General features: G+C 71.1%; 18 protein-coding genes. 9 read left to right on the top strand and 9 right to left on the bottom strand.

Features of this window, described 5'->3' with window-relative positions; all coding sequences use genetic code 11:
* Window positions 1-69: 69 nt before the first annotated feature.
* Window positions 70-744: a Crp/Fnr family transcriptional regulator gene (locus tag ABEB03_RS00660; RefSeq protein WP_006382668.1), complete on the bottom strand. Its 675-nt coding sequence runs from the start codon at window positions 742-744 to the stop codon at window positions 70-72.
* A gap of 521 nt (window positions 745-1265) precedes the next feature.
* On the opposite strand from ABEB03_RS00660, the gene nth reads away from it, so the two are divergent.
* The 3 genes from nth (at window position 1266) to ABEB03_RS00645 (ending at window position 4380) form a co-directional block, all read left to right on the top strand.
* Window positions 1266-2336, top strand: coding sequence for an endonuclease III (gene nth / locus ABEB03_RS00655; protein ID WP_345640548.1), 1071 nt, complete (start codon window positions 1266-1268; stop codon window positions 2334-2336).
* Between the two features lie 52 nt (window positions 2337-2388).
* A complete protein-coding gene (locus tag ABEB03_RS00650; protein WP_345639676.1) occupies window positions 2389-3084 on the top strand; it encodes an NUDIX hydrolase in 696 nt (231 codons plus the stop codon).
* Between the two features lie 96 nt (window positions 3085-3180).
* Complete coding sequence (locus tag ABEB03_RS00645) at window positions 3181-4380, top strand: MarP family serine protease (protein ID WP_345639674.1); 1200 nt, start codon at window positions 3181-3183, stop codon at window positions 4378-4380.
* Between the two features lie 28 nt (window positions 4381-4408).
* Here ABEB03_RS00645 and ABEB03_RS00640 read toward each other — a convergent pair whose 3' ends face one another.
* From ABEB03_RS00640 to ABEB03_RS00615, 6 genes are all read right to left on the bottom strand, one after another.
* Window positions 4409-4588, bottom strand: coding sequence for a hypothetical protein (locus ABEB03_RS00640; protein WP_345639672.1), 180 nt, complete (start codon window positions 4586-4588; stop codon window positions 4409-4411).
* 272 nt (window positions 4589-4860) lie between these two features.
* Entirely contained in the window at window positions 4861-5811 is a 951-nt protein-coding gene (locus ABEB03_RS00635; RefSeq protein ID WP_345639670.1) for an alpha/beta fold hydrolase, read from the bottom strand.
* On the bottom strand, window positions 5808-6284 hold the full coding sequence (locus tag ABEB03_RS00630; RefSeq protein WP_345639668.1) for a phage holin family protein: 477 nt from the start codon (window positions 6282-6284) through the stop codon (window positions 5808-5810). The genes ABEB03_RS00635 and ABEB03_RS00630 overlap by 4 nt, the downstream gene beginning before the upstream one ends.
* A gap of 68 nt (window positions 6285-6352) precedes the next feature.
* Window positions 6353-7750 carry a Na+/H+ antiporter NhaA gene (gene nhaA, locus ABEB03_RS00625; RefSeq protein WP_345639666.1) on the bottom strand — a complete coding sequence of 466 codons (1398 nt, stop codon included), beginning with the start codon at window positions 7748-7750 and terminating at the stop codon, window positions 6353-6355.
* A 280-nt stretch (window positions 7751-8030) separates the two neighbouring features.
* Complete coding sequence (acs, locus tag ABEB03_RS00620; protein ID WP_345639663.1) at window positions 8031-10031, bottom strand: acetate--CoA ligase; 2001 nt, start codon at window positions 10029-10031, stop codon at window positions 8031-8033.
* Window positions 10032-10355: 324 nt separating this feature from the next.
* Window positions 10356-12725, bottom strand: coding sequence for a bifunctional SulP family inorganic anion transporter/carbonic anhydrase (locus ABEB03_RS00615; protein ID WP_345639661.1), 2370 nt, complete (start codon window positions 12723-12725; stop codon window positions 10356-10358).
* Window positions 12726-13064: 339 nt separating this feature from the next.
* On the opposite strand from ABEB03_RS00615, the gene ABEB03_RS00610 reads away from it, so the two are divergent.
* Complete coding sequence (locus ABEB03_RS00610) at window positions 13065-14336, top strand: polysaccharide deacetylase family protein (protein ID WP_345639659.1); 1272 nt, start codon at window positions 13065-13067, stop codon at window positions 14334-14336.
* A gap of 21 nt (window positions 14337-14357) precedes the next feature.
* On the opposite strand, the gene ABEB03_RS00605 is transcribed toward ABEB03_RS00610, so the two are convergent.
* Window positions 14358-15338 carry an ATP-binding protein gene (locus ABEB03_RS00605; protein WP_345639657.1) on the bottom strand — a complete coding sequence of 327 codons (981 nt, stop codon included), beginning with the start codon at window positions 15336-15338 and terminating at the stop codon, window positions 14358-14360.
* Window positions 15339-15439: 101 nt separating this feature from the next.
* On the opposite strand from ABEB03_RS00605, the gene ABEB03_RS00600 reads away from it, so the two are divergent.
* Window positions 15440-16264 carry a Fic family protein gene (locus ABEB03_RS00600; RefSeq protein WP_345639655.1) on the top strand — a complete coding sequence of 275 codons (825 nt, stop codon included), beginning with the start codon at window positions 15440-15442 and terminating at the stop codon, window positions 16262-16264.
* A 369-nt stretch (window positions 16265-16633) separates the two neighbouring features.
* On the opposite strand, the gene ABEB03_RS00595 is transcribed toward ABEB03_RS00600, so the two are convergent.
* A complete protein-coding gene (locus ABEB03_RS00595; RefSeq protein ID WP_345639653.1) occupies window positions 16634-17467 on the bottom strand; it encodes an HAD family hydrolase in 834 nt (277 codons plus the stop codon).
* A 573-nt stretch (window positions 17468-18040) separates the two neighbouring features.
* Here ABEB03_RS00595 and ssd point away from each other — a divergent pair.
* Genes ssd through ABEB03_RS00575 form a run of 4 tightly spaced genes read left to right on the top strand, consistent with a single transcriptional unit; the run spans window position 18041 to window position 21973 of the window.
* On the top strand, window positions 18041-19135 hold the full coding sequence (ssd, locus tag ABEB03_RS00590; RefSeq protein WP_345639651.1) for a septum site-determining protein Ssd: 1095 nt from the start codon (window positions 18041-18043) through the stop codon (window positions 19133-19135).
* Window positions 19132-20328 (top strand): TadA family conjugal transfer-associated ATPase, encoded by a 1197-nt coding sequence (locus ABEB03_RS00585; RefSeq protein ID WP_345639649.1) that lies wholly within the window; start codon window positions 19132-19134, stop codon window positions 20326-20328. The genes ssd and ABEB03_RS00585 overlap by 4 nt, the downstream gene beginning before the upstream one ends.
* Window positions 20322-21194, top strand: a complete 873-nt coding sequence (locus tag ABEB03_RS00580; protein WP_345639646.1) for a type II secretion system F family protein — start codon at window positions 20322-20324, stop codon at window positions 21192-21194. The genes ABEB03_RS00585 and ABEB03_RS00580 overlap by 7 nt, the downstream gene beginning before the upstream one ends.
* Complete coding sequence (locus ABEB03_RS00575; protein WP_345639643.1) at window positions 21191-21973, top strand: type II secretion system F family protein; 783 nt, start codon at window positions 21191-21193, stop codon at window positions 21971-21973. The genes ABEB03_RS00580 and ABEB03_RS00575 overlap by 4 nt, the downstream gene beginning before the upstream one ends.
* Window positions 21974-22077 lie beyond the last annotated feature (104 nt).

Below are 22077 nucleotides of genomic sequence, written 5' to 3'. Positions count from 1 at the left end.
CGCGTCGGGTGGCCGAAACGAGGAGGGGCCCCGCCGCACGGCGGGGCCCCTCCTCGTACGAAGTACGCGTCAGCGTGAGCGCTTCGCGAGGCGCTCCACGTCCAGCAGGATCACCGCGCGCGCCTCCAGGCGCAGCCAGCCGCGGCCGGCGAAGTCGGCGAGTGCCTTGTTGACGGTCTCACGCGACGCGCCCACCAGCTGGGCGAGTTCCTCCTGCGTGAGGTCGTGCACGACGTGGATGCCTTCCTCGGACTGCACGCCGAAGCGGCGCGACAGGTCCAGGAGCGCGCGGGCGACACGGCCCGGGACGTCGGAGAAGACCAGGTCGGACATCTGGTCGTTGGTCTTGCGCAGACGGCGGGCGACGGCGCGCAGCAGCGCGGCGGCCACCTCGGGCCGTGCGTTCAGCCAGGGCTGGAGGTCGCCGTGGCCGAGGCCGAGCAGCTTGACCTCGGTGAGCGCGGTGGCGGTCGCCGTGCGCGGGCCCGGGTCGAACAGCGACAGTTCGCCGATCAGCTCGCCGGGGCCGAGGACCGCGAGCATGTTCTCGCGGCCGTCGGGGGAGGTGCGGTGGAGCTTCACCTTGCCCTCGGTCACCACATAGAGGCGGTCTCCGGGATCGCCCTCGTGGAAGAGAGCGTCACCTCGCGCGAGGGTCACCTCACTCATGGAGGCGCGGAGCTCCGCGGCCTGCTCGTCATCGAGCGCCGCGAAGAGCGGGGCGCGCCGCAGAACGTCGTCCACGAGTTCTCTCCTTGTCGACCTGCTCAGGGGATCTTGCTCCCCCTTGGTACCAGGGGACCGTGTTCCCCATCTTGCCGGACCGTCCAAACAGTGTGATCAGTCACAAGTCTGCCGCACTGGCGTCCCAGGGAGTGCGGCAGGGGGCCAATTGGGCGCCGATCTTCCGGGTCCAGGGCGGATGTCGGTGCCGGGCTTTAGGCTGGCCGGGTGTCCAAATCGCCGGTGAGAGCACAGGCCAAGGGGGCTGGGCGGGTGGTTGTACGTCGCGATTCCGCTGTGGGCGAACAAGCTCTCGACGGATTCAAGAAACCGACAAAAGGGGCAAAGCTCCTGCCGGTGACGGGGGCGACTCTGCCGCCGGAAGGCGGGGAAGGGACGACGGCGTGACGCCGGCAGCGAAGAAGACCGCCAGTACGGCAGCCGAGAAGACGGCAGCCGACACAGCAGCAGCCGACACGACGGCAGCGAAGAAGACCGCCAAGAAGACCGCCGGGACGGCAGTTGAGAAGTCCGCCGGGCGGGTGACCGCGGGGGCAGGGAAGAAGGCCGCCGCCGTGCCCACGAAGAGAGCCGGTGGTGCGGCCGAGAAGGTGACGCCGGCGAAGAAGGCTCCGGCGAAGAAGACGGCCACGGCCGCGAAGAAGGCCACGGCCGCGAAGAAGGCCGCTCCCGCGAAGAAGGCCGCGGCGAAGGGCGCCGCCGCTCCCGCGAAGAAGGCCGCGGCGAAGGGCGCCGCCGCTCCCGCGAAGAAGGCTGCCGCCGCGAAGAAAGCCGCCGCCGCCAAGAAGACCGTCGCGGCCGCCGCGAAGCCCCCGAGGAACGAGTCGCGCACCGCCCTCGTGCGCCGCGCCCGCCGTATCGACCGCGAGCTCGCCGAGGTCTACCCGTACGCCCACCCGGAGCTGGACTTCGAGAACCCCTTCCAGCTCATCGTCGCCACGGTGCTGTCGGCGCAGACCACCGACCTGCGGGTGAACCAGACGACCCCGGCGCTCTTCGCCAAGTACCCGACCCCGGAGGACCTGGCCGCGGCCAACCCGGAGGAGGTCGAGGAGATCCTGCGCCCGACCGGGTTCTTCCGGGCCAAGACCAAGTCGGTGATAGGGCTGTCCAAGGCCCTGCGGGACGAGTTCGGCGGCGAGGTGCCCGGCAGGCTCGAAGACCTCGTCAAACTGCCGGGCGTGGGGCGCAAGACCGCCTTCGTCGTCCTCGGCAATGCCTTCGGGCGGCCCGGGATCACCGTGGACACCCACTTCCAGCGGCTCGTGCGCCGTTGGCAGTGGACGGACGAGACCGACCCGGACAAGATCGAGGCGGCCGTCGGCGCGCTCTTCCCGAAGAGCGAGTGGACGATGCTGTCCCACCACGTGATCTTCCACGGCCGCCGTATCTGCCACGCCAGGAAGCCCGCCTGCGGCGCCTGCCCCATCGCGCCCCTCTGCCCGGCGTACGGCGAGGGCGAGACCGATCCGGAGAAGGCGAAGAAGCTCCTGAAGTACGAGAAGGGCGGCTTCCCCGGCCAGCGGCTCAAGCCGCCGCAGTCGTATCTGGACGCCGGCGGCATCCCCGCACCCCCACTGGGTGCCGGATGACGGAACGAACACGGCACCGACAGGCGTTGGGAACAGCAGAACGGGGGTGGCGATGACGCACGCGAGTGACACGCAGGGCGGGCCGGTGACGCTCAGCAAGGACGGTCTGCCCGACTGGCTGGCCCCGGTCGTGCACGCCGCCGAGACGGTGGAGCCGCTCCAGTTGAGCCGCTTCCTGCCGCCGGCGGACGGGGCGGGGCGCCAGTCGGCCGTCCTCATCCTCTTCGGCGAGGGGGAGCGAGGTCCCGAGCTGCTGCTGATGGAGCGCGCCAGCTCGCTCAGATCGCATGCCGGGCAGCCCTCCTTCCCCGGTGGCGCCCTCGACCCCGAGGACGGCGACCCGAAGGGGGACGGGCCGCTGCGGGCCGCCCTGCGCGAGGCCGAGGAGGAGACCGGGCTCGACCCGAGCGGCGTCCAGCTCTTCGGCGTGCTGCCCAAGCTGTACATCCCGGTGAGCAGCTTCGTGGTGACTCCGGTCCTGGGCTGGTGGCGCCGTCCGACACCGGTCGGCGTCGTCGATCCCGCCGAGACGGCCAGGGTCTTCACGGTCCCCGTGGCGGATCTCACGGACCCCGCCAACCGCGCCACCACCGTGCACCCCAGCGGCCACAGAGGTCCGGCATTTCTGGTCGAATCGGCTCTTGTCTGGGGTTTCACGGCCGGTGTGATCGACAAGATCCTGCATTACTCCGGCTGGGAGCGTCCCTGGGACCGCGCGAAGCAGGTCCCGCTCGACTGGCGCTCATGACAGGGTGGCCCCCGTGCTGTGTTTTTCCGGGGGGCGACCCCTGGACCCCCGGCCGGACGATCGCGACCGGAAAGTGATGAGGCGAGGCTTGAAGCAGTGAACGTGCTGGACATCCTGTTGCTGGTCGCCGCCGTGTGGTTCGCGATCGTCGGCTATCGCCAGGGCTTCGTCGTAGGCATCCTGTCGGTGATCGGCTTCCTGGGCGGCGGCCTCGTCGCCGTCTATCTGCTCCCACTGATCTGGGGGTGGGCCACCGACGACACCGAGGTGAGTACGACCGCCGCCGTGGTCGCCGTGATCGTCGTGATCGTCTGTGCCTCGGTCGGACAGGCCCTGACCACCCATCTGGGCAACAAACTGCGCCGGTACATCACCTGGTCGCCGGCCCGCGCCCTGGACGCGACGGGCGGCGCCCTGGTGAACGTGGTCGCGATGCTCCTCGTGGCCTGGCTGATCGGCTCCGCCCTCGCCGGTACGACGCTGCCGACGCTCGGCAAGGAGGTCCGCAACTCCAAGGTGCTGCTGGGGGTGTCCCGCGCGCTGCCCACCCAGGCGAACACCTGGTTCGCCGACTTCTCCTCGGTGCTCGCGCAGAACGGCTTCCCCCAGGTCTTCAGCCCCTTCGCCAACGAGCCCATCACCGAGGTGCAGCCGCCCGACCCGGCGCTCGCCCGCAGTCCCGTCGCCACCCGCGCCCAGAGGTCCATCGTCAAGGTGATGGGTACCGCGCAGAGCTGCGGCAAGGTGCTCGAAGGCTCCGGGTTCGTCTTCAGCGACCGCCGTGTGATGACCAACGCGCACGTCGTCGGCGGGGTCGACGAGCCCACCGTGCAGATCGGCGGCGAGGGCAAGAAGTACGACGCCACGGTCGTCCTGTACGACTGGGAGCGCGACATCGCCGTACTCGACGTGCCCAACCTGCACGCGCCCGTGCTGCAGTTCAGCCGGCAGGACGCGACGAGCGGCAGCGATGCCATCGTCGCCGGCTTCCCGCAGAACGGCGCGTACAACGTCCAGCCCGCACGCGTACGCGGTCGCATCACGGCCAACGGCCCGGACATCTACCACCGCAAGACGGTGCGCCGAGACGTGTACTCGCTCTACGCGACCGTCCGCCAGGGCAATTCCGGCGGCCCGCTGCTGACACCCGAAGGCAAGGTGTACGGCGTGGTCTTCGCGAAGTCGCTCGACGACGCCAACACCGGATACGCGCTCACCGCGGACGAGGTCGCGGAGGACGTCGCCAAGGGGCGTACCGCCAACCAGCAGGTGGACAGCGACAGCTGCGCGCTCTGAGCCCGCCCCCGCGGGGGCGGGCCGTCGCTCAGCCGCGCGGGTGGCGCAGTCGTACCGAGACCCAGCGGGCCCGGCGGCGCAGGATGTGCGGAATCCCCACGCGAGGGTCCGCGCCCGGCATCTGCGGGGCACCCCTCCGATGGGAGCTCAGGCCCGTGGCCGAGCGGCGATTGCGTGCTGCGTCACTGTAGTCGTGCGTCCAGCCCATACCCCGACGTCTGCCCCCGCCCCAAGGTCCATAACCGCGCCCGGGGCCCTCAATTGGCCTATGCGCCAGGCAATTGGCCGTTCGAAGCACAGATGTTCCCGTTCGCATACCGGGCGCGTCCGCGCGGTCACTCCCGGCTGTCCGCGCGGGCGCGACGGCTGTCGGCGCGGGCGCGTCACGGCTTCCGCGCGCGGGGCCCGGGCGCTCCTGACGGAGTGTCGGGCGGCTGTTGGCGGGTCGTCGGTCCGCCCGGGGTGTCCGCCCCGGCCCGGTCACCTGTCCGGTTCGGGGTCCTTGAGCCAGTTGACCAGTTCGGTGGAGAACGCCACCGGGTCCTCCTCGTGCGGGAAGTGCCCGAGCCCGTCGAACAGCCGCCAGCGGTAGGGCGCTTCGACGTACTCCCCGGATCCCGCCGCGCTCCGCGTCCGCATCACCGGGTCGAGCGAGCCGTGCAGATGCAGCGTCGGCACCCGCACGGGCCGCTTCATGCGCCGGTTGAACTGGATGCCGTCCGGGCGTGCCATGGACCGCACCATCCACCGGTACGGCTCGATCGAGCAGTGCGCCGTGGACGGGATGCACATGGCGCGGCGGTACGTCTCCACGGCCTCGTCGTCCGGCTGTCGCGGCCCGGACCAGTCGCGTACCAGACGGCCCACCAGGGCGCCGTCGTCCGCGACGAGTTGACGTTCCGGGATCCAGGGGCGCTGGAATCCCCAGATGTAGGAGCCGGCCGCCGTCTGCTTGACGTCGGACAGCATCGCGGAGCGCCAGCGCCGCGGGTGCGGCATGGACGACACGGCGAGCCGGCGGACCAGCTTGGGGCGCATGACGGCCGCCGTCCACGCCAGGTACCCGCCCAGGTCGTGCCCGACGAGTGCGGCGTCGGGCTCGCCGAGGGACCGTACGACGCCCGTGATGTCGAGCGCGAGGTTCGCGGGGTCGTAACCGCGGGGCGTGCGGTCGCTGCCCCCGACACCCCGCAGGTCCATGGCCACGGCCCGGAACCCGGCGTCGGCGAGCGCGGTCATCTGGTGCCGCCACGCCCACCAGAACTGGGGGAAGCCGTGCAGCAGCAGGACGAGCGGACCGTCCCCCAGTTCGGCGATGTGGAAGCGGGCACCGTTCGCCGCGACGTCACGGTGGGTCACCTCGCGTCCGCCGGGCAGGTCGATGCGTACGGCGGAGGCGGGTTGCGCCGAAGGTGTGGCGGGGTCGGTCATGAGGATGAGCGTGCCACAGCCTCGACCGCGTCATCGACCCGCTCGGCGCGGGGGTGCGGCTTGGCGTTCTGCAGGACGCTCGCCGATTCCTTCATCGAGGCGGCGACCTTCTGCGGGCCCTGGCTCTTCTTGGCCTTCTTGGCGAAGACGACACCGATCAGCGCCAGTACGGCGGCGACCAGCACGTTCGCGGCGAACGACAGCAGGAAGCAGATCGCCAGGTTCCAGTTGCTCCAGGTCCGGATGCCGTAGGCGAGGGCGAAGTTCAGCATTGGCAGGGAGAAGATCAGCACCGCGGCGGCCACCGAGAACGCGCCGCCGCTGGTCGCGCCGCGCTTGACGTCCCGCTTGAGCTGCGCCTTCGCCAGCGCGATCTCGTCGTGCACCAGGGCGGACATCTCGGTCGTCGCCGAGGCGAACAGCTGGCCGATGCTGCGTTCGGCGCCGACCGGGCTGCCGTCGGGTGCGCTCATCGCGTTCTCCCTTTTCTGCTGAGTCTGTGCGGTCCGGCTTCTGCTTCTGTTTGTACCGTCTGGTCAGATCATGCCGGACCGTCGTCTCCCGCGCCTGCCCCGCCCTTCACTTCGGCAAGCCTGCGGTGCTCGGCGGCCTTCCGTTCGTAGATCTCGGCCATCCGCAGGTGGTACGCCGGGTCGTCCTCCTCGTAGATGTCGGGGACGCCGTCGCGGTCGTCGTCGCGCTCCTCGACCTCGCACAGTGCGCGGTACTTGGCGTTGCGGATCTTCAGCAGTGCGGTGGCGAGGGCGGCGGCGATGACCGAGCCGACCAGTACGGCGGCCTTGATCTCGTCGGTGAGCGCCTCGTCGCCCTGGAAGGCGAGTTCGCCGATCAGGAGCGAGACGGTGAAGCCGATGCCGGCCAGGGTGGCGACGGCGGCGACGTCGGCCCAGGCCAGGTCCTCGTTGAGGGTCGCCCGGGTGAATCGCGCCGTCAGCCAGGTGCCGCCGAAGACGCCGACCGCCTTGCCGACGACGAGTCCGAGGACGACACCCAGCGTCTCGGGGCGGGTGAAGACGTCGCCCAGCGCGCTGCCGGACACCACCACGCCCGCGCTGAACAGGGCGAACAGCGGCACCGCGAGCCCGGCGGACAGCGGCCGTACGAGGTGTTCGATGTGCTCGCCGGGGGAGTGCTCCTCGCCCTCGCGCCGGTGGCAGCGCAGCATCAGGCCCATCGCGACGCCGGCGATCGTGGCGTGGACGCCGCTGTTGTACATCAGCCCCCAGATGACGAGGGCGAGCGGCACGTACACGTACCAGCCGCGTATGCCCTTGCGCAGCAGCAGCCAGAACACGGCGAGGCCGATGACCGCGCCGCCGAGCGCGGCGAGGTCGATGTCCTCGGTGAAGAAGATCGCGATGATCAGGATGGCGAACAGGTCGTCGACGACGGCGAGGGTCAGCAGGAAGGCCCGCAGGGCGGACGGCAGCGATGTCCCGATGACGGCGAGGACGGCGAGCGCGAAGGCGATGTCGGTGGCGGTCGGGACGGCCCATCCGTCGAGCGAGCCGCCGCCGAGCGCGTTGGTGAGGGCGTAGACGAGCGCGGGCACGGCCATGCCGCAGACCGCGGCGACGACGGGCAGCAGCGCGGCCTTCGGGTCGCGCAGGTCACCGGCCACCAGTTCGCGTTTCAGCTCGATGCCGGCGACGAAGAAGAACACGGCGAGCAGGCCGTCGGCCGCCCAGTGCTCGACGGACAGGTCGAGCCCGAGCGCGGCGGGGCCGAGGTGGAAGTGGGCGACGCTCGCGTAGCTGTCGTGCAGTGGCGTGTTCGCCCAGATCAGCGCGGCGATCGTGGCGAGGAGCAGCAGGACGCCGCCGACGGTCTCGGTGCGCAGCGCGTCCGCGACGAAGGTCCGCTCGGGCAGTGAGAGTCGGCCGAGGAACTTGCGGGCGGGGGCGCGGAGCGCGGTCACGGTGAGACCTCCGGTCGGTGGGCAGGGCTGAGTACCTGCCGACCAGACTTCCCGGCACACCATGAGGATCTTGTCGCGTCGTCGACGCTTTCCTTAGGTTACCTAACAGGTGGCCGTTGCTGTACGACGATCCTCACATGAACCGCGAAAGGGGGCACTCGGCGCGGCTGGGGGAGAGCCGCGCCGGGTGCCCCCGAACGGACGGTGCCGGGTCGTCAGGTCTCGTCGTGAGACCTTGTCGTCCGGCCGCTTCGCGAGTCCTCGGGGTGAGTCCGCGTCGTCAGTCCTCGCTCGGCGCCGCCGGGAGCTTGGCCTGGATGAGGTCCATCACCGTGGAGTCCGTGAGGGTGGTGACGTCACCGAGCTCGCGGTTCTCGGCCACGTCGCGCAGCAGCCGGCGCATGATCTTGCCGGACCGCGTCTTCGGCAGTTCCGCCACCGGAAGGATCCGCTTGGGCTTGGCGATCGGCCCGAGCGTGGAGCCCACGTGGTTGCGCAGGTCGGCGACGAGTCCCTCGTCGTCCGCCGAGGCCGAGCCCCGCAGGATCACGAAGGCCACGATCGCCTGCCCGGTCGTCTCGTCCGCGGCGCCGACGACCGCCGCCTCGGCGACCGACGGGTGCGAGACGAGAGCCGATTCGACCTCGGTCGTCGAGATGTTGTGCCCGGACACGAGCATGACGTCGTCGACCCGGCCGAGCAGCCAGATGTCCCCGTCCTCGTCCTTCTTGGCGCCGTCCCCGGCGAAGTACTTGCCCTCGAAGCGCGACCAGTACGTGTCGATGAACCGCTGGTCGTCGCCCCAGATGGTGCGCAGCATCGACGGCCACGGCTCGGTCAGGACGAGGTAACCGCCGCCGCCGTTCGGTACTTCGTGGGCCTCGTCGTCGACGACCGTCGCCGCGATGCCCGGCAGCGGGCGCTGCGCGGAGCCCGGCTTGGTCTCGGTGACTGCGGGCAGCGGCGAGATCATCATCGCGCCGGTCTCCGTCTGCCACCAGGTGTCCACGATCGGGGTGCGGTCGCCGCCGATGTGCTTGCGGTACCAGATCCAGGCCTCGGGGTTGATCGGCTCGCCGACCGACCCCAGCACCCGCAGCGACGACAGGTCGAACTTCGCGGGGATGTCGTCGCCCCACTTCATGAACGTGCGGATGGCCGTGGGCGCCGTGTACAGGATCGTGACGCCGTACTTCTGGATGATCTCCCAGAAGCGCCCCTGGTGCGGGGTGTCGGGCGTGCCCTCGTACATGACCTGCGTCGCGCCGTTCGAGAGCGGGCCGTACGTGATGTACGAGTGTCCGGTGACCCAGCCGATGTCGGCCGTGCACCAGTAGACGTCGGTCTCGGGCTTGAGGTCGAAGACGGCGTGGTGGGTGTACGACGCCTGGGTGAGGTAGCCGCCGGAGGTGTGCAGGATGCCCTTCGGCTTCCCCGTCGTCCCGGACGTGTAGAGGATGAAGAGCGGGTGCTCGGCGTCGAACGCCTCCGGGGTGTGCTCGGCCGACTGCCGCTCGACGATCTCGTGCCACCACACGTCGCGGCCCTCGGTCCAGTCGACCTCCTGGCCCGTACGCCGTACGACCAGGACCTTGTCGACCCCGTCGACGCGGTTCACGGCCTCGTCGACGGCGGGCTTGAGCGCGGACGGCTTGCCGCGCCGGTAGCCGCCGTCGGAGGTGATGACCAGCTTGGCGTCGGCGTCCTTGATGCGGGTGGCGATGGCGTCCGCGGAGAATCCGCCGAAGACGACGGAGTGCGCGGCACCGATGCGGGCGCAGGCCAGCATCGCGACGACGGCCTCGGGGATCATCGGCAGGTAGACGGCGACCCGGTCGCCCTTGCCGACTCCCAGCTCGGTCAGGGCGTTCGCGGCCTTGGAGACCTCGTCCTTGAGCTCGGCGTAGGTGATGGCGCGGCCGTCGCCCGGCTCGCCCTCGAAGTGGATGGCCACGCGGTCGCCGTGTCCGGCCTCGACGTGCCGGTCCACGCAGTTGTACGCGACGTTGAGCTTGCCGTCCTTGAACCACTTGGCGAACGGCGGGTTCGACCAGTCCAGCGTCTCGGTCGGCTCGGTGGCCCAGGTCAGCCGGCGGGCCTGCTCGGCCCAGAAGCCGAGCCTGTCAGCCTTGGCCTGCTCATACGCCTCCGCGGTGACGTTGGCGTTCGCGGCCAGGTCGGCGGGCGGCGCGAACCTGCGCTCTTCCTTCAGCAGGTTGGCCAGGCTTTCGTTGCTCACGACATCTCCCTTTCCCAGGGTGTCCGTTGTGTCCCAGGCCACAGCTCATCAGACCGGGGGCCTCGATGACAAGGGCCGATCCCAAATTGGTTTAGACCTGTTGAGTGGTGCTGGTCCAGGCAGCCGGCTCTCGCCGCGCGTCCTGGCCCTCGGGCACGTCCCGCACATCCCTCGTGCGGGCCGAGGAGGGCCACACTCTGGGGCACGTACGGTCCGGCCGTCGGGTTCACCGGCTCAGCTTCCCCGCTTCGGCCCCCGGAACGCACGAAGTGCCCCCCGACGCGCGGGAGGCACCCATGCTGTGCGCGGCCCCTTCGGACAGGGGCCGCGCACCATCAGCCGGTCACGCCGGGTGGCGTGGTGCGGTCATGCCGGGTGGCGCAGCTCCTCCGTCGCCCCCACGTGCTCGAACAGCTCGGTCCCCTCGCGATCGTCCAGCAGGTACGCCTGCGCCTCCCCGACGTGGAAGTACATCCCGTGCAGTTCGAGCGCACCCTCCCGTAGGGCTCGTGCCACGGATTCGTGGGTCCGCAGGTGCTCCAGCTGCTGCACCACGTTGGTCAGGCAGAGCTGTTCCACCGCGTCGGCGGGCTCGCGTCCGGCGAACCGTGCTCCCGGGCGGTCCTCGGCGGCCATCCGCTCCAGACTCGGGCGCCCGTGCCGCAGCCAGCGCTTGAGCGGGGTCAGCGCCCCTCCGGGCTCCGAAGCCAGCAGGGCCTGCATCGCCCCGCACCCGGAGTGCCCGCACACCGTGATGGACCGCACCTTCAGCACGTCCACCGCGTACTCGATCGCGGCGGCGACCGAGTCGTCGCCGCTCTCGTCCCCGGGCGGCGGCACGAGATTGCCCACGTTCCGTACGACGAAGAGGTCGCCCGGGCCGCTGGAGGTGATCATCGACGTGACGAGCCGGGAGTCGGCGCAGGTGAGGAACAGCTGGGACGGCCGCTGCCCCTCCCGGGCCAGCCGGGCCAGCTCGCCCCGCACCAGGGGTGCGGTGTTGCGCTGGAACGCGCTGATGCCGCGCGCCAGTTGATGACCGCTCGGTCCGGGGGGACAGCCCTCCTCGTCCGGGGCGGCGGAGGGTTCGCGGGCGGGCCTGCCCTGCGGGGCGGCGGACGGCTCGCAGTGGTGATTGCGCCAGGGGGTCCAGGGCCTGCAGCGGCAGTGCGCGGAGCCCGCGGGCTCCGCGATCCTGCTCCCGGCCCGGCCCGTGAACTCGGCCGTGCCGCCCCGCGCGACGTGCGAGTTCTGCCAGTCCTGCAGTGACTCGTACGCCGCGTGGTCCATGAAGGAACCGTCCAACTCGACCACGGTGTGCGCTCCTTGGGGGATGAGGTGGAGGGCCCGGCTGAGCCGCGGCACCGCGAGGAACGTCAGCTGCCCTCGTACGCGTACGTGATGGACATCTCCCCTCTCCTCGTGCGTGATGCGGGTGCGGGCGAGGCGGTGCAGGGCGACGCCGACGGCCACGGAGACCCCCAGCGCCACGCCTTCGAGGACTCCCAGGAGGACGACGCCGAGGGTGGTGACGGCGTAGACCAGGACCTCGCGGTGGCGGGTCACCGTGCGAATGTGATTCAGGGACACCATCTGGATGCCGACGGCCATCACCAGGGCGGCGAGCGATGCGAGGGGGATCAGCTCGAGGATCGGGACCATCAGCAGCGCGGCGATCACTACGAGAACGCCGTGCAGCATCGTGGAGTTCCGGCTCACGGCGCCGGCGTTCACGTTCGCGGAACTTCGTACGGCCACGCCGGCGACCGGCAGTCCGCCGAGCGCGCCGGAGGCGATGTTGGCGGCGCCCTGACCGAGCAGTTCGCGGTTCAGGTCGGAGCGGCCCACCCGGGTCTGCTGTGCGGGCCGGCCGGCGATGAGCTTGTCCACGGCGACGGCGCCGAGCAGCGACTGCACGCTGCACACCAGCGTGGTGGTGAGCACGGCGGCGGCGACCCCGAGCACCGGCCCTTCGGGCAGTCCGGCCAGAGCGTGGCTGCTCCATGACGGCAGGTCGACCTTGGGCAGGGTCAGTCCCGCGAGCGTGGCCGCGGCGGTGGCTCCGGCGACGGCGACGAGCGCGGTGGGGATGGTGCGCAGGAGCTTCCCGGCCTGGCCGGGGATACGGGGCCAGGCGAAGAGGAGTGCGAGGGTCAGCGCGCTCATCGTCACCGCGGCGGGGTGTACGTGCGCCAGCTGGTCGGGCAGCGCGCGGATGTTGTCGAGGACGGAGCTCTGCGGCGTGCCGCCCAGCACGATGTGCAGTTGGGCGACGGCGATGGTCACGCCGATGCCGGCGAGCATGCCGTGCACGATCGCGGGGCTGACGGCGAGCGCCGTGCGGGCTACGCGCAGGCAGCCCAGGCCCAGTTGGGCGACTCCGGCGAGGACGGTGATGGCGCAGGTCGTCCGCCATCCGTAGCGATGGATGAGCTCGGCGGTGACGACGGTGAGTCCGGCGGCGGGCCCGCTCACCTGGAGCGGTGAGCCACCGAGCCGTCCGGCGACGATTCCTCCCACGGCCGCGGCGACGAGGCCGGCCTGGAGCGGCGCGCCGGTGGCGAGAGCGATGCCGAGGGACAGGGGCAGGGCGATCAGGAAGACGGCGATCGAGGCCGACAGGTCCGGCCCGGCGACATGGAATCGGCGGGGCGGGGGCGGTGGGGGGCTGTGGGGCTGGTGGGTGTGGGCGGGCCGAGTCGAGTCGGCGGCGCGGGTGGGGACGCAGGCGGACATGGTTCCCGTCTCCTCCGGGGCAGCGCGGTCGCGGAACGAGTGGTCCCCCGTCCGAGGTGACGGGGGTGGATCGCGGCCGTGGGTCACGGCGTGCAGCGGCGGGATTTTCAACGCTCGGTAAATGGATCGTAATGCAGAGTAAAGGATTCTTGCCAGAAATCAGAGCAAATGGGGCATTAATTCACTCACGCGAGTGAACCAGGCATTTCATCGGCTTGTCATATTTATTCATTTCTCGGTCCCGTGCGACCTTGGCGGCGCTGTCGGCAGATCACTGCACATCACCACAGAACGCCCTGATCGGCGTTGCCCCGACCGAAGGAAGAAGGAGGGCGGAAGATGGCCGCCACTCAGAGGATCGCCGCGGGCGTGGCAGTCGCCGCGGCCTGCGCATCGGCGCTCGCAGGTTGCGGGACGGGCGCCACCGGTTCGAAGGAAGGCGCGCACGGCACCAAGGAGGGCGCGGGAGCCCCGGCGCCCAAGAGCGCGATCCGTCTGATCGGTGACGGGTCCACCGCGTTCACCGGTCCGCAGCCGCATCTGCCGGAGCCGAAGAAGCTGAAGCCGGGTGAGAAGCCTCCGCAGTTCGTGGTGTTCTCGTGGGACGGTGCCGGCGAGGACAGCCAGAAGCTCTTCTCGCACTTCCGCAAGATCTCCAAGGCCAACAACGCGACGATGACGTACTTCCTGAGCGGCCTGTACCTGCTGCCGGAGGACAAGCGCGATCTGTACAGGCCGCCGCAGCACTCGCCCGGCAGCTCGGAGATCGGCTTCAACGACGAGCAGGGCATCAAGGACACCGTGACGCAGCTGCGCGGGGCGTGGTTGGAGGGCAATGAGATCGGCACGCACTTCAACGGCCACTTCTGCGGGACCGACGGCGGTGTCGGCGAGTGGTCGGTCGCGGACTGGAAGAGCGAGATCTCCCAGGCGAAGTCGTTCGTGAAGTCCTGGAAGACCAACACCGGCATGACGAAGGCGTCACCGCTGCCGTTCGACTACGACAAGGAGCTCATCGGCGCCCGGACGCCGTGCCTGGAAGGCAAGGAGAACTTCCGCAAGGCGGCCGGCCGGCTGGGCTTCCGCTACGACACCAGCGGCATCAACAACCAGGTCTGGCCCAAGAAGAAGGAAGGCCTGTGGGACCTGTCGATGCAGCTGGTGCCCTTCCCCGGCCACAACTACGAGCAGCTGACCATGGACTACAACTTCATGGTCAGCCAGTCGGGAACCGAGACCCAGGGCGATCCCGACAAGCAGGAGTACTGGGGCGACCAGATGCGCGACGGGCTGCTCAAGGGCTTCCAGCGCGCCTATGACGGCAACCGTGCGCCGCTGGTCATCGGCAACCACTTCGAGTCCTGGAACGGCGGCACCTACATGCGGGCCATCGACCAGGTCGTCGAGAGCGTCTGCACCAAGTCCGAGGTGCGCTGCGTCTCCTTCAGGCAGCTCGCCGACTGGCTCGACGCCCAGGACCCCGCCACGCTCGACAGGCTCCGCGGACTCAAGGTCGGTGAGGCCCCGAAGCAGGGCTGGGCGTCCTTCCTCTCGGGCCGCCCTGCCCCGGCCCCGAAGGGTGTCCCCGGGGCGCCGGCCGTCAAGCCGTGACGGCGGCCTGGTGGCCGCGGCTCACGCGGTGGCCACCAGGCCCTCGCCCAGTACGAACCCAGGGTCGACCTGCGCGGCCAGGTCGGCCCCGGTCTTCGCGTTGCCCCAACTCCCGGCGTTCTTCAGGTGGAAGTGCACCATCTGATGCGTGTAGCGCTCCCAGTCGCGCAGCTCGTACGTGGCGTCCGCGGCGGTCTGCAGCGTGCGCAGCGCACGGCGGTTGGAGTCCTCCAGGAGCTCGAACCGGGGCGGGCGGCCCTTCTCCATGGCGCGCACCCAGTCCGAGTGCCCGACCGTGACCAGGAGGTCGTCGCCGACCTCGGCGCGCAGGAAGTCGATGTCGTCCTGGCCCTGCACCTTGTTGCCCACGACCTTCAGGACCACGCCGAAGTCGCGTGCGTATTCCTTGTACTGGCGGTAGACGGAGACTCCCTTCCTGGTCGGCTCGGCGACCAGGAAGGTGATGTCGAAGCGGGTGAACAAGCCGGACGCGAAGGAGTCCGAGCCCGCTGTCATGTCGACGACGGCGTACTCGCTGCGGCCGTCGACGAGATGGTTCAGGCAGAGCTCCACTGCACCGGTCTTGGAGTGATAGCAGGCCACTCCCAGGTCGGCCTCGGTGAACGGGCCGGTGACCATCAAACGGACGGTGCCGCCGTCCAGTTCCACCGGACGCGCGCAGGCGTCGTAGACCGGATTGTTCTCGTTCAGCCGCAGCAGGCGCGAACCCTCGCCGGGCGGGGTCGTCTTGATCATCGTCTCCACGGACGCGATGCGCTGGTTGGAGCCGCGGAGATAGTCCTTGATCACGGGCAGCCGCTCGCCCATGGCGGGCAGTGCCGCGGCTGTCGCCTCCTCGAGGCCCAGCGCGGCCCCCAGGTGCTGGTTGATGTCGGCGTCGATGGCGACGACCGGCGCCCCCGTGGCCGCGAGGTGGCGGATGAACAAAGAGGACAGGGTCGTCTTGCCGCTGCCGCCCTTCCCGACGAAAGCAATTTTCATGTTCACCAAGCGTAGTCGCTCGATCGCCCTGAGTGTCAGGGTCACGTGAAGAAGACCACTCCTTCGTGGGGCGGGGGTCCGGGGTGCGTAGTGTCGTACTCATGAGTACGACAGGTGCGCACGCCGATCCGCTCGCGGCCCTGGGTTCCCTTCCCGGAGTGGCCGAATCCGTGGAGTCCGTCCGCAAAGCGGTGGACCGGGTCTACGGGCACCGGATCATGCGGCGCCGCAGCAACGAGATCACCTCCGAGGCGGCGCTTCGCGGCGCGCGCGGCTCCGCGGCGCTGTCGGGCGCGGACTGGGCTCTCGAAGAGGTGCGTCGCCGCACCGACTTCAGCGCGGGCGACGAGGAACGTACGGTCGGTGCGGCCCTGCGGCTGACCGCGGAGGCGGGCCAACTCCTGTCCATCTGGCGGCAGTCGCCCCTGCGGGTGCTGGCCCGGCTGCACCTGGTGGCGGCTGCGGGCAAGGACGACGAGATCGGCCGCCCGCGGCAGGACGGCGAGCCGGTCGACGAGCCCCTGGTCGAGCTGCCGCTGCCGGACGCGGACGAGGTGGCCGGCCGCCTCGAAGGGCTGTCCGGGCTGATCGTCGCGGGCGGTTCGGCCCCCGCGCTGGTGACCGCGGCGGTCGTCCACGGCGAACTGCTCGCGCTGCGCCCCTTCACCTCCCACAACGGCCTGGTGGCACGCACGGCCGAGCGGATCGTCCTGGTGGGCAGCGGCCTCGACCCGAAGTCGATCTGCCCGGCGGAGGTGGGCCACGCCGAGCTCGGCCGCGCGGCCTATCTGGCGGCCCTGGACGGATATGTCTCCGGGACCCCTGACGGCATGGCGGCCTGGATCGCGCACTGCGGCAAGGCGGTCGTGCTGGGGGCCAGGGAGTCGACGGCGGTCTGCGAGGCGCTCCAGCGCGGGGCGGCGTGAGGCGGAAGACTGCCTGAACAGGGTTGCGGCGGTACGAGATCTCGTACCGCCGCTGGCATGCTCACCGGGTTACCAAGCGTCCTCGATATGTTGCCCATCAGGCCGGGAACTGTTGCCCGTCACCTGGTGCGGCTGGCCCGTAATCGACGGGTCGACGTCGCGTGGGTGCCTGGTGTTCATGCTCGGTCCGTGGGGCCTTGGTTGCGTTTAAAGGTGATCCTCTCGGATGTCCTTGGTCTCGCGGGCCGTTAACCCCTTTGTACTCCAGGTCCCGAGGAAGTGAAACCCCTGGCTCTACTTCTTTACTTTTAGGTTCAAACGGGTGTGAAACGGTCGTCAATGTGCCGTGCACGCACCTGTTTGACGGGACTACAGAGCCGTCGCGCGCCGTCGGCTCGCGTACCAGACGAGCCCCGCTGTGGCCGCCGCCGCGCCTATGGCGGCGGCCGCGACGAGTGCGGGCCGCGGCGGTACGGACAAGGAGGGCAGTCGCTGCTTCAGCAGGACGGGGCGGTGGAAGTCGAGGATCGGCCATGAACGGGCGATCGCCTCGCGGCGCAGCGCACGGTCCGGGTTCACCGCGTGCGGGTGGCCGACGGACTCCAGCATCGGCAGGTCGGTCGCCGAGTCGCTGTACGCGTAGCAGCGGTCCAGGTCGTACCCCTCGGAGGCGGCCAGCTCCTTTATCGCCTCCGCCTTCGTCGGTCCGTAGGCGTAGTACTCCACCTCGCCGGTGAAGCAGCCGTCGTCCCCGACGACCATGCGGGTGGCCACGACCCGGTCCGCGCCGAGCAGCTCGCCGATCGGCTCGACGACCTCGGCCCCGGACGTGGACACGATCACCACGTCGCGTCCGGCTGTGTGGTGCTCCTCGATGAGGGACGCGGCCTCGTCGTAGATGATCGGGTCGATCAGGTCGTGCAGTGTCTCGGCGACGATCTCCTTGACCTGCTGGACGTTCCAGCCGCGGCACATCGCGGACAGGTACTTGCGCATCCGCTCCATCTGGTCGTGGTCGGCGCCGCCGGCGAGGAACACGAACTGGGCATATGCGGTACGCAACGCGGCCCTGCGGTTGATCAGCCCGCCTTGGTAGAAGGACTTGCTGAACGTGAGCGTGCTCGACTTCGCAATGACCGTCTTGTCCAGGTCAAAGAAGGCTGCTGTGCGAGGCAAGGAGTGGTTTTCCACGAGGCTGAGCATATGCGCCCACCATTCGGCGTAAGGTGAGGCGCGTGGGTTTGCCTGAGAGGGCTCTCGGGTATACCATGGAAGTCACGGATCGTTCGCGACCGTGCTAACCCGGTCCGACTCCTCCCCCCCCGAGTCGGCCGTGGGGACGACCCCCGCTCTCCCCCCCGGCGGGGGTCGTCGCATGTCCGGACGCATTTTCCCCCTCATTCGCACGGCCTCGGAGCCTCCTCGGCACCACTGTGGCCGTGCTCGTCGCATGCGCATGATTCGTCACTGTGCGTAGCTGTGGGACTGCTCTGCGGAAGTCGTACAGGGGTCACCGGTATGGGTGAACGCGATATTCACAACCACTGAGTTGTCCACAGTTTTCGACCAAGATCCACATGATTTCCGGGCTCGCCCCACTGTGATTCCAACGCGCTCCGCTCGCGGCGAGTTCATGGCCGGTTCCGATTGTGGTGCGCGTATGGCCGGTTCGTATCGGCGGTTCATATGGAGGCCGGTTGCCGGTTCTTCACACGAGCGGGAATCGCGGGGTCGCAGCGGACCCCGCGGCGCAAGCAGCGAAGGGGGCTGGAGATCGTGGTGGGAGCCATCACACATGACCGGCCGCCCGCCGCCGAGGGGCGGCAGGGCGGACCGTTGATCGTCACGGAGGACGCCGAACTGCTGGACGACCTGCTGCGGCTGTGCGCGGCGGCAGGCGCCAGACCGGAGGTCCATCACGGAGTTCCGGAGCGACGGGGCACCTGGGAGGCGGCGCCTCTCGTGCTCGTCGGCGACGACGCCGCGCGGCGTGTGCGCGGGGCCGCGCGGCGGCGGGGAGTGGTGCTGGTCGGTCGGGATCAGGACGACTCCGGGGTCTGGCGGCGGGCCGTGGAGATCGGTGCCGACCACGTCCTGATGCTGCCGGATGGCGAACAATGGCTGGTCGATCGCATCGCCGACGTGGCCGAAGGGGTGGGTCCGCCCGCCCTCACCGTCGGCGTGCTCGGTGGCCGCGGCGGGGCCGGGGCGTCCACGCTGGCGTGCGCGCTCGCCGTCACCTCGGCGCGGGAGGGCAGGCGCACCCTGCTGGTCGACGCGGATCCGCTGGGCGGCGGACTCGACGTACTCCTCGGAGGGGAGGCGGCCGAAGGCCTGCGCTGGCCGGCGTTCGCCGCGTCCCACGGCCGGGTCGGCGGCGGCGCTCTGGAGGAGTCCCTGCCCGAAGTGCACGCGCTGCGCGTCCTGAGCTGGGACCGCGGTGACTCCGTCGCCATCCCGCCTCAAGCCGTCCGAGCGGTCCTGGCCGCGGCTCGACGGCGCGGCGGCACCGTCGTCGTCGACCTGCCGCGACGTGTCGACGAGGGCGTCGCCGAGGCACTCGCCCAGATCGATCTGGGACTCATGGTGGTCCCCGCCGACCTGCGCGGGATCGCGGCGGCCGCTCGGGTGGCGGCGGTGGTGGGCATGATCCTGCGCGATCTGCGGGTCGCGGTGCGCGGGCCCTACGCGCCGGGCCTTGACGACCGGGAGGTCGCGCGGCTGCTCGGCCTGCCTCTGGTGGGAGAAGTGCCCGTCGAATCCATGGCGTTGGACGGCGGGGCGCCGCCCGGTGGAGCGGCGCGGGGGCCGCTCGCCCGGTTCTGCACCGCCCTGTGGCAGCGGCTTCCGGCAGAGGGAGGGGGCGTATGAGCTGGGATCCCACGGTGGGCACCGACTGCGGCGCGGGACTGCTGGACGGCGTTCGCCGATGGCTCGCCGAGAGCGGGTCCGAGCCCACACCCGCGCGGGTGGCCCAGGCACTGCGGGAACAGGGCCGCGTGCTCGGGGACGCCGAAGTCCTCGGCGCGGCGGAGCGACTGCGATCCGAACTGGTCGGCAGCGGCCCGCTGGAACCGCTGCTCGCCGACCCCTCGGTGACCGACGTACTGGTGTCGGCCCCGGACCGGGTATGGGTGGACCGGGGCGGTGGCCTGGAACTGACCGGCGTCTCCTTCACGGACGCGGCGGCCGTCCGGCGCCTCGCGCAGCGCCTCGCGGCCGTCGCCGGCCGCCGGCTCGACGACGCACGCCCCTGGGTGGACGCGCGGCTGCCCGACGGGACCCGCCTGCACGCGGTGCTGCCACCGGTCGCCGTGGGATCCACCTGCCTGTCCCTGCGGGTCGTCCGGCCGCGCGCGTTCACCCTCGACGAACTGGTCGCCGCGGGCACCGTGCCGCCCGGCGGGGACCGGGTGCTGAGAGAGCTGCTCGACGCCCGTCTGTCCTTCCTCGTCAGCGGGGGCACGGGCTCGGGAAAGACGACCTTGCTGAGCGCGCTGCTGGGTCTGGTCGGTGCCGGTGAACGGATCGTGCTCGCCGAGGACTCGGCGGAACTGCGCCCCGACCACCCTCATGTGGTGCGCCTGGAGGGGCGCCCCGCCAACCAGGAGGGCGCCGGTCTCGTCGAGCTCCAGGACCTCGTCCGTCAGGCACTGCGGATGAGACCGGACCGGCTGGTCGTCGGGGAGGTCCGCGGGCCCGAGGTCGTCTCCCTGCTGGCTGCGCTCAACACCGGTCACGAAGGCGGCTGCGGCACCGTGCACGCGAACGCGGCCGCGCAGGTCCCGGCCCGCCTGGAGGCGCTGGGCACGGCCGCCGGACTCGACCGGGCCGCCCTGCACAGCCAGTTGGCGGCGGCGCTGTCCGTGGTCCTGCACCTGGTACGGGACCGTGCCGGGCGGCGGCGCATCGCCGAGGTGCATGTGCTGGAGCGCGACGTGTCCGGTCTGGTGGTGACGGTGCCGGCGCTGAGGTGGGGCGAGGCCGCCTTCGCGCACGAGCGGGGATGGGAGCGGCTGAAGGGGCTGCTCCGCGACGGGACGCAGGGGGGAGGGTCGTGGTGACGGAGATCGGTGCGACGACGGTGGTGGTGGCCGTGGCGTGTGCCGGGGCGGCGGTCTGGTTGACGAGCGTCGGGGATGCGGCGGCGCGCAGGGCGTCGCTGCTGTGCCCGGGCGGGGGAGTGGTGGCACACGGCCCACCACTCTGGGCGAAGGCGGTCGCCGGATGGCGTCGGCTTCGAGCGCGACTGCGGGCCGAAGCGTGGGCGCCGGCCGCAGGATCGGTGATCGCTCTGCTGGGCGCGTCCGTAGTGCCGCTGCTCCTCGGAGCGGTCGCCGTCCCCCTGCTTCGACGGGTGCGGCGGTCCGCCGAGGCGTGGCAGGAGCGGGACCGGCGCGTCGACGCGGTCATCGCGCTGTGCGGTGCTCTTGCCGGTGAGGTGCGGGCGGGATGCCAGCCGGGGGAGGCACTGCTGCGGGCCGCACGCGACTCGGGCGGGCTCGGCGAGGCACAGCCGGCCGTGCTGGCCGCCGCGCGGTTCGGCGGCGACGTCCCCGCCGCGCTCACCGAGGCGGCGCGGCAGCCCGGTGCGGAGGGACTGGTGGGGCTGGCCGCGTGCTGGCGGGTGGCCGTGGACCGAGGTGCGGGGCTCGCGGCGGGGCTCGACCGGCTGGAGGGAGCGCTGCGCGCGGAACGCGATCAAAGAGCCGATCTCCGAGCCCAGTTGGCCGGACCGCGTTCCACGGCCGCGATGCTCGCCGCCCTGCCCGTCCTGGGCCTGCTGCTCGGCACCGCGCTGGGCGCCGACCCGCTGCACGTGCTGCTGCACACGGGCCCCGGACTCGGCTGTCTGCTCGTCGGCGGGGCGCTGGAAGGGGCCGGGCTGTGGTGGGCACTGAGGATCGTGAGAGGGGCGGAGAACGCATGATCGCGGACGTTGTCCACAGGCTGGGGGCAATGGTGTGCGGGGTGCTGGCGCTCGGCTGGACGGCCCATGCGCTTCGCGCGGCACGCCACGAGAGGAGAGTGCGCCGGAGGCTCGCCGCACTGGCGAACTCGCGGGCAGCGCCCGTCCGACGGCGCTTCGCGATCCCGCGTGGCGGACGGCGATGGCTGCCCGTGGTGGGCGCGGGGTGCGCCGGCTGGGTGCTGATCGGGGGCCTCGCCGGGGCGGCGATCGGGCTGGCCGCCGGATGCGCGGCCCGGCAGTGGCTGCGGCGCCGACGGGCCGAGCCCGTGGAGGAGTACGACAGGGCGCATGCCGCCAGGCAACTCCCCTTGGCGGCGGACCTGGTGGCGGCCTGTGTCGCGGCCGGCGCCGGCCCCGTGGTGGCGGCTCGCGCCGTGGGCGAGGCCCTGGGCGGGCCGGTCGGGGACCGTCTCGCACGGGGCGCGGCAGAAGTGCGGCTCGGGGGCGAACCGGCGCAGGCGTGGGCCAAGTTGGCCTCGATGCCGGGTGCTCCCGGCCTGGCGCGACTGCTGGAGCGGGCGGGCGACTCGGGTGTCCCGGCGGCGGCGCCGGTGGGCCGGCTGGCCGCGGAGTCCCGCGCCGAGCGGGGACGCGCGGCGACGGCCCGGGCGCGAAGGGCGGCCGTCATGGTCACCGCACCCGTCGGGCTGTGCTTTCTGCCCGCGTTCCTCGCCATCGGCGTGCTGCCCGTGGTGATCGGGCTGGCCGGAGGGCTGCTGCACGGAGGAGGTGGGTGAGGGGTGACGCGGTCGCCCAGCGGTTTCGGTGGAAGGCGTGCGCGGCGGACGCGGTGCACGGAAGGCGAACAACGAGACGAAAAGACACGGGGGTTGTGATGCGC

The organism is Streptomyces siamensis (assembly GCF_039543605.1).
Classification (GTDB): domain Bacteria; phylum Actinomycetota; class Actinomycetes; order Streptomycetales; family Streptomycetaceae; genus Streptomyces; species Streptomyces siamensis.
Note: the sequence above shows the minus strand (reverse complement) of the source record. Positions and strands in the feature narration are given on the sequence as shown.